The organism is Variovorax sp. 20P10.2.4, from assembly GCF_058244205.1.
The window spans coordinates 1-8,172 of record NZ_JBZAYE010000321.1; the positions used below are offsets into that span (position 1 = coordinate 1).

The 8,172-nt window shown below is 72.7% G+C and carries 2 protein-coding genes; both read right to left on the bottom strand.

Annotation, left to right across the window (positions count from 1 at the left end):
• Nucleotides 1–7,382: two-partner secretion domain-containing protein (locus AC27VN_RS25155; RefSeq protein ID WP_490878281.1), on the bottom strand; the 7,382-nt coding region annotated here is incomplete at its 3' end.
• 139 nt (nt 7,383–7,521) lie between these two features.
• Nucleotides 7,522–8,172 (bottom strand): FecR family protein (locus AC27VN_RS25160; protein WP_490878282.1); only part of this gene is annotated, 651 nt, incomplete at its 5' end.

Sequence of the window (8,172 nt, forward strand, 5' to 3'; positions counted from 1 at the left end):
CCCGCGAGCAGCGGCGTGTTCATGCGCAGGTCGCCGTCCACCAGCCGGCCGTCGGCGCCGCGCGCATGGCCGACCGAGAGCGAGCCGGCGCTGTTGGACACGATGCTGTCGCTGGCATTGATCTCGACGCCGGCGAAGCCGAGCGCGACGCGGTCGAGCGTGGCCTGCGCCTGCGGCCGGCTCAGCGCGTCGTAGCCGAACTGCACGCTCTGCGCATCGATCACCAGCCGGCCGCTGCCGGTGCCCGGGCCGCCGGCCTGCACCGGCGCGGGCAGCGCGCTGGCGTAGGGGCTGGCGACGGTGCCGGCACCGGTCGCGACGCCGTTCCACACCAGCGAGCGGGTCGCGATGCGCACCGTGTCCGCGCTGTCGCCCCAGCCGTAGAAGGCCGGCGTGTTGAGCACCAGCTGGGCCTGCGCGTTGCCGGTGTCGAGCGAGAGCGAGCCGAAGAAATTGAAGGCCCCGCCAGCCGACAGGCTCAAGCGCTCGAGCGCCGGCACGCCCGCGTCGGCGGCCGGGCGCAGCAACCGATCGAGCACGTCCTGGGTCAGTTGCCAGCCCGCGGGCAGCGCACCGGCGGCCCGCGCCGCGGCGAGCGAATCGGCGGTGCCGATGTTGATCTGGTTCTGCGACACCGAGAGGTAGCGCGCGCCCAGCCGCGCATCGCCGAGCACCAGGTCGCCGGGCGCGGCGAAGGCGATGGTGCCTTCGGTCAGCAAGGTGGCGCCGTCGGCCACGGTGACGCGGCCCGGCCCCACCGACGGCAGGAAGTCGAGCCAGCCGTTGCCCACCGCCAGCACCGCGGGCGTGTCGCTGGTGGCGCTGCTGCGCAGATTGTTGGCATAGATGTAGCCGAGGTCGGAGTCGATGCCGGGAGGGCCGAAGCCGCGCGTGTCGAGCGTGGCGCCGCCGTCCACCGTGACCTCGTCGCGCCCGAGCAGGAAGATCTGGCCTGCGCGCAGATTGGCGCCGTCGCGCACGTGCAGCGCGTTGCCGCCGTTGTAGACCTGCGTGAAGTACAGGCGCGCGCCGTCGCCCGACGAATCCAGGCCGTTGAAGTAGGTGTACCAGCCGCCGAGCGCCAGGGTGCTGGCGCCGAAGGCGCTGAGCTCGCTCGCCGCGAGCGAGATCGCGCCGGGCACCGGCGCCGCGCCGGGGCCGGTGATCTCCATGTCGGCATTGCCGATCACGAAGAGCTGGCCCGGAATGCCGCCGGCCGCGGCGTCGAAGCGCGCGCTGCCGCCGAAGCGCAGCGGCGCGGCCACCTCGTCGCTCTGCCTGAAGTCCAGCAGCAGGGTCTTGCCGTCCGACGGCAGGCGCGCGCGCCGGCCATCGAACTGCGCCGCCTGCGAGAGCGCGAAGTCGGCATAGCTGGTTTCGTTGAACTGGGTGTAGCCGCGCACCGCCTGGCCGGGCGTCAGCAGCAGTTCGCGCGGCAGCGATTCGCGGATGCCGGTGCCGGCCAGCTGCAGCGTGCCCTCGGTGCGCCACGAGCCGCCGGGCACGGCCACCAGGCCCGACTGGCGCGCCGGCAGCAGTGCGTCCTGCGGCGCGCCAAGTTCGACGCGGAAGGCACCGGGCAGCAGCGCATAGCTGGCCGGCAGCAGCGTGTAGGTGCCCGCGGGCAGGCCCGGCACGCCGGCACCCACCGTCACCTGCTGGCCGATGGCGGGATCGCCCGCGCCCTTGTCGGCGAGGGTCGGCGCATAGGCCGCGGCATAGCCGGGCACGACCGCATACACCGCGTTGCCCGCGCTGCTGTAGCGGTTGAGCGCCGGGTTGGCGTTGTACAGCGGCGTGGCCAGCACGTTGACCGAGCCACCGCGGCCCGAGACGAAGCCCTCGCCCATCAATTGGCCGCCGCCCGAGAGATCGAGCACCGCGCCGGGCTCGACCTGGATCGACTTGCCGGCGATCGCGATGTTGACCTGCGCCTGCGCGAGGTCGAACAGCGTGCCGCTCGCGCCCTGGTAGGTCAGGCCGTCCTGCGTACCGCCGAAAGGCATGACCAGCCCCTGCGCGCTGACCGAGGTCAGGCTGCCGTCGCGCAGCACCACCTTGCCGTCGAACAGGCGGTTCGCACCGGCCGCGGTCTGCCAGGCGATGTTGGTGAGCGGGCCGCCGAGTTCGTTGAGCGCGATGACGCCGAGCGGCGCGCGCACCACGCCGCCCTGGTCGACCGTGCCGCCGGCCAGCAGCAGGGCGCCGAACACCGAGGCCGGCACCGGCGCGGCATTGCCGTTCGAGCGGATCGCGAGCACGCTGTCGGGATCGATGCCGCCGCTGGTGCCGTTGCCCCTGGCGCCCGCGAGCAGGCCGCCGTACTTGCCGCTCATCGGATAGAGCTGCGCCGCGGTGGCCACGATGTCGCCGCTCGATGTCACCGCGCCCGCGAAGCGGATGTCGCCGCTGCTGGTGAGCGCCGTCGTGTCGAAGGCCAGCGCCGAGGCCGTGTGCGCCGGCACCATCGGTCCCGCGCCGCCGAGGTACACGCTCATGCCGTCGAGCACCTGGCCGTAGATGTCGATCAGGTCGCCCGAGAGCGACAGCAGGCTGCCCTTCGAGGTGCCGGGCCCGGCCGCCGGCCCGACCAGGCCGGGCTGGTAGCGGCTGCCGTTCGGCGTCCAGTCGACGCCGCCGTCGAGCCGGATGTAGGGTGCCGCGATGCGGACCTGCGCCGTGGGCGTGCCGTCGGCCATGGTGAACACGCCGCTCTTGAAGTTGAGGCTGCGCCCGAGCGAGAGATCGACGTCGCCGTCGAACACCATCAGGTCGTGCGCATACAGCGTCAGCGCATCGAAGCCGCCGGCCTCGATCTGGTCGACGCCCAGCGCCGCATTGCCCCAGCGCAGCGCCGCATCGGCCTGGCCGGGCCGCAGCGTGGAGGGCAGCGCGGTCGGCAGGTGCCGCTGCGACAGCGTGATGCGGTGCAGCACCTGGTCGTCGTCGGTGGCCGTGTCGTAGATGCGGTTGTTCATCTCCAGCGTGAGCGTGCCACCCGCCACGCCGGCACCGCCGGCACGCGCCAGCAGCTGGCCGTCGAGGAACATGCCGTCGTAGGAGCGCAGCGCGATGCTGCCGCCGTCGCCCGCGATCTGCACCGGATGCGCGGGCGCCGACGCGGCGCCGCCGGCCGCGAGATCGATGCCGGCCTGGCTGCCCGAGGCGTCGAGCACCGCGCCGGGCCGCACCACGATGAAGGCCTGCGCCAGGCCCAGCTCGATGGACCCGCCATCGGGCGCGATGCCGTAGGGCCGGCCCAGCGTGTCGCGCGCCACGTAGGGCCGCGCCGCCACGTCGAGCCGCGCGTCGTCGCCGATCCAGATCGAGGTGCCCGGCCCGCCCGCCGCCAGGTTCAGAGACGCGACCGAGATGCGGCCGCCCCAGGCGTTGAGCGTGCCGTCGATGGTGACCTGGCCGCCGCTGCTGAGCAGCGCGATCTCCTGGCCCGGATCGACCGTGACCACCGCGCCCGCCCCGATCGACAGCGGCACCACGTCGGACACCGCACCGATGGTGGTGCCCGCGACCTGCGAACCCAGCGCCAGGCTGGCGCCGCCGCGCTGCGCGAGCTTCGCGTGCAGCGGGTCCTCGGTGTAGAGCGGTGGCGTCCACAGCTGCAGCGCGCGCGCCGTCTCGGTGCCGGTCGGCGGCAGCGGCGCGCTGCCATCCCAGCGGTAGACCGGCATGCGCACGTCCAGTTGCGTGCCGTCGAGCACGGCGACGCCGTCGTGGCCCGTCACCGTGTAGTGCGAGAAGCCGCTGCGGAACAGCGAGGGGTCGAGGCCGAGCACCGGCTGTACCGCGCTGTCGCGCTGCAGCACCACGCCCGGCGCGAGCAGCGTGCCGGCCGCGAGCCGGATCGGCGCGCTCGCGACGCTGCCGGGTGCGTAGTGCTGGGTGCTGGGCGGAATCGGGATGCCGTCGGGGAAGGCATCGGCGGGCACCACGTCGCCCGCCGCGAACTGCGAGATGTAATAGAGGCTGATGCCGGCCGGCACCACGCTGCCCGACTGGAACAGGCTGGTGGCGCCGCGCGCGTCGATGCCGTAGGCGACCTGGCCGGGGCTCAGGCGCCACGCGGCCGCCGTGACCACCACCGAGGTGCCGTAGCTCAGCGCGGGCACGACCGTGGCCTGCACCTGCTCGCCCGGCGCGAGCCGGCTGACCGTGATCTGGTCGACCGGCACCGTCTCGCCGGGCTGGATCACGTAGTCGTGCAGCAGCCGCAGGCTCACCTGCGCGCCTTCGCCGGCCATCAGCTCGCCGGGGTTGCGCAGCACCTCGCCGCCGATGCCGATCGCCGTGCCCGACTCGATGCTGAGGCTGCCGCCGCCCGTGACGCCATAGCCGCGCAAGGTGCCACCGAGTTGCAGTTCCGCATGGCCCGGCGCGCGGTTGCTGCCGTCGTTGAGGTTGATGCTGGCCGCGAGCGCGATGTCGCCGCCCTTGCCGCCGGTCAACGCGCCGCCCTGGCCGACCGAGGCGCCCGAGGAGACGTCGACCACGCTGCCCGCGCCCAGCCGCACGTCGCCGATGCTGCGGATCGACACGCTGCCGCCGTCGATGTAGGGCGCGAACGCGATGTCGCCGGCGTCCTGCTGCAGGTTGCTCCACAGGCCGCGCGCATCGAGCATCACGCCCGCGCCGACCGTGACCTGCGTCGTCTTGCCCGCGGCGGCATAGATCGCCTGGTCGACGGTCCGGCCCGTGGTCAGCGTGACGGCGCGCACATTGCCCAGCGCGATCTCGCCGCCGCGCGCCGTGAGGTCGGCGTTGACGTCGACCTGCGGCGCGTAGAGCCGGATCGCGCCGCCGGGCGTCACCGCGAGCTCGCCGTCGACCGTCACGCCGTTCTTCGCGGCGGCCATGAGCGTGCCCAGGCCGAAGCCGTCGACGAGGCGGCTGTCCACCACCACCTTGCCCTGCAGTTCCTCGGGCAGCGGCGCGGCCTGGCTGCCGCCCTGCAGGCTGTCCGCGACCGCGGCCGTGTCGGGCGCGAACACGATCTCGTTCGAGGTCGGCGCCAGGTTGTGGAAGATCCCCAGCGGGCCGTTCTTCGCGTCGGTGTTCATCGCCGTGCGCCAGTCGCCCAGCATCCACTGCGCCGCGCGCGCGGCCGCGAACTGCGACTGCCCGTAGCCGTCGAGCCCGGCCTGCGGCTTCTGCACCTGCCGCGGCCCCTGGTAGGCGGTGGCCGTGACATCGCCTTCGAGCACCGCGGCGCCGGTGGCCACGATCAGTTGCCCCGCGTCGCGGCCGATCGTGTAGCCGCTCTCCAGCCGCTGCTGCGGCCCGATCAGCGGGTTGTAGTAGTAGGACGTGTTCTCGTCGCCCCAGCGCGGGTGCGCGTCCTCGTAGCCCTTGTACAAGCCCTGGTACTGCACGTCCGCCGGCGCGTCGTCGACGCGGTAGAGCCGCCCGTCCGCGCCCTTGAGCCAACTCTGGCGCAGCATGCCGGTCTGCACGTCCAGCGTGCCGCCCGAGAGGTTGAGGTTCGAGCCCTTCTGCGTGACGAGCTCGCCGCCCGCGAAGGCGATGCTGCCGCCCTGCGCGGCCCACTCGCCGATACCGTGGCCCTGCAGGCTCAGGTAGCCCCCGACCTCGAGCAGGCCGCCTTGCGTGTACCAGCGTTCCTTGTCGTAGCCGCCGACGCCGGCGGGCACGTAGAGCAGCTTCCGGCGGTCGATCCACACATTGGCGTTGTTGAGCCGGGTGGTGTCGCGGTTCAGCGGCGCATCGCGCTGCTCGTTGCCCTGCACGTTGATCTCGATGTTGTTCGAGGCCATCGCCACCTGCACGCCGACCGCGCCGGAGACGTCGAGGCGGGCCTGGCTCGCGACATTGCTGCGGCCCTTCGCGCTCACCGCGACCTGGCCGCCGGTGGCCAGGGTCAGCGAGCCGCCCTCGAAGCCGACGTCGCCGCCCGAGACGATCTCCAAGCGCGACAGGTCGCGGCGGTCGTCCATGCGCGCCAGGTTGTCGAACACGCCGGGCGTGACCGGCACCGTCAGCCGCGCCAGGTCCTGCTTCGCCGACTCGCTGATCAAGGCGTCGCGCTGGCTGTCGAGCGCGCTGCCGGCGCTGTCGTCGAGCACGATGGCGTTGGTGGCGTGCGCACCGATGGTCACCCTGCCCAGCGCATCGCTGGCCGAGTTCAGCAGGTGGATGCTGCCGCGGGCATTGACGGTGGTGGTGGCGAGCGCGACGCCGTCCTGCACCACCTGGCGGCCCGCGAGCGTGATGTCGCCTTCGGGCGCCTGCAGCAGGCCGGTGTTGCTCACCGCGCCCGCCGTGCTGTCGGCCTTGAACTGCGGCGAGACCTCGTTGCCGCGCGTGGTCGCATAGGCATTCGCCGTGGTGGCCTGGCCGGCGCGGATGAGGAAGGAATCGCCGGCCGCCAGCTGGACCTGGCCGCGCGGCGTGCTGATCTGCCCGGCATTGCCGACCTCGGTGCCCAGCAGCAGCACATAGCCGCCGCCCTGCGTGACGGAGGCGGGCGCCGTGGTCGCGATCCGCGCGCCGGCCTCGACCTTCACGCTGCCCAGCGCGTCGGTGAAGCTGGGCGCGTAGGTCCCGTCCTGCTGCGCGCTGTAGATGCCGCGCGCCTTGAACTGCTCGTCGCCGATCTTCGCGGCTGCCGCCACCAGGTTGTGTGTGTCGACCTGGCTGCTGCCCGAGAACACCACGCCGTTGCGGTTGGCGATCAGCACCGTGCCGTCGCCCTTGATCTGGCCCTGGATCTGCGAAGGCCGTGCCTGCGGGTCGTTGACGCGGTTGAGCACCGCCCAATCGGGCTGCTGCTGGAACTGCACCGTCGTGTTCCTGCCGACGTTGAAGCTCTCCCAATTGAGGATCGCCTTGTCGCCGGTCTGCTGGATCGCGACCTGCGTGCGGCCGCCGACCTGCGATTGCACGGGCGCATTGGCATTGAGCCAGCCCGCGGTCAGCGAATCGGTATCGACCTTCAAGCCACCCTCGGCGAGGCCGTCGGGCACCGACAAGGGATCGTTCTGCGCGGCCTGGCGCGCGGCCGCCTGCGCCGCCTGCTGCGCCGCGATCGCCTGCGCGGCCAGGTTGAGGTTGCCGATCGAACGCTGCAACTGCGCGCTGGCCTGCTGCTGCTGCGCCTGCGGGTTGGTCAGCGTGGAGGCCGGCATGCCGTTGGGCAGCCGGCCCGTGGCCATCGCCGTGTTCTGCGCCATGTTCTTCTGCGCCATCCAGCCCGCGCTGAAGGCGCGCTGCGCATGGGCCGGCGGCGCGACCGCGGAGGCGGCGCCCGCCAGCGCGAGGGCCATGGCCTGCGCCAGCGGCGAAATGCGGAAGTTCCTCGTTCGCACCACGGCCGGCTGGCGGCTGCGGTGTCCCTCGTGTGTGTTCATCTGGCGCCCGGTAAGAAATGCAATGCACTGGCATGGCAGGAATCCATGCCTCTCACAGGACAGACCGGGCAACGCAAACAAAACCGCTAACTTTCTCAAACCTGATCGGACGCGGGGGCCAATCAAGCTGTCACACGATTCAGCTAAGCAGCAGCACGCCACCCGGCAGGGCCCGCGCGCGCAGGTCGTAGGAACGCTGGATCTGCACCAGCACGGTGTCGAGCGCGGCGATGGCGAAACGCCCGTTCACGGCGCGCTCCGAGAGGCCGCGCGCCAGCAGCAGCACGCGGCCCGGCCGGTAGCGGTTGATCTCGGCGATCACGCGCGACAGCGGCGTCTGGCGGAACACCAGCACGCCGGTGCGCCAGGCCGAGGCGTCGGCATCGCGGATCGCCTCGGGCGCGCCGATCGAGCCCGCGTCGTACACCAGCTGCTGGCGCGGCTGCAGCAGTTGCGTCCCCATCGCATGCGCGACGCGCACGCTGCCCTCGACGCAGCTGACGCAGGCGCTGCCGTCGAGGTAGCGCACCTCGAAGCGCCCCGCCTGCGCCTCGACGCGGCCCGCGCCGGCCGTGACGCTGAAGCCCGGCCCAGCCGCGGCCGACGCCGCGGACAGGTCCACCGCCGTCTCGCCCTCGATCAGCGCGATGCCCACCGTGCGGCCGTCGCGCACGCGGCGCTGCACGCTGGTCTGCGTGTTGAGCACCAGGTCGACGCCCTCGGACAGCGCCACCGTGCGCTGCTCGCCGGTGGCGGTGCGGAAGTCGGCATTCCATTCGCCCAGCGCGGG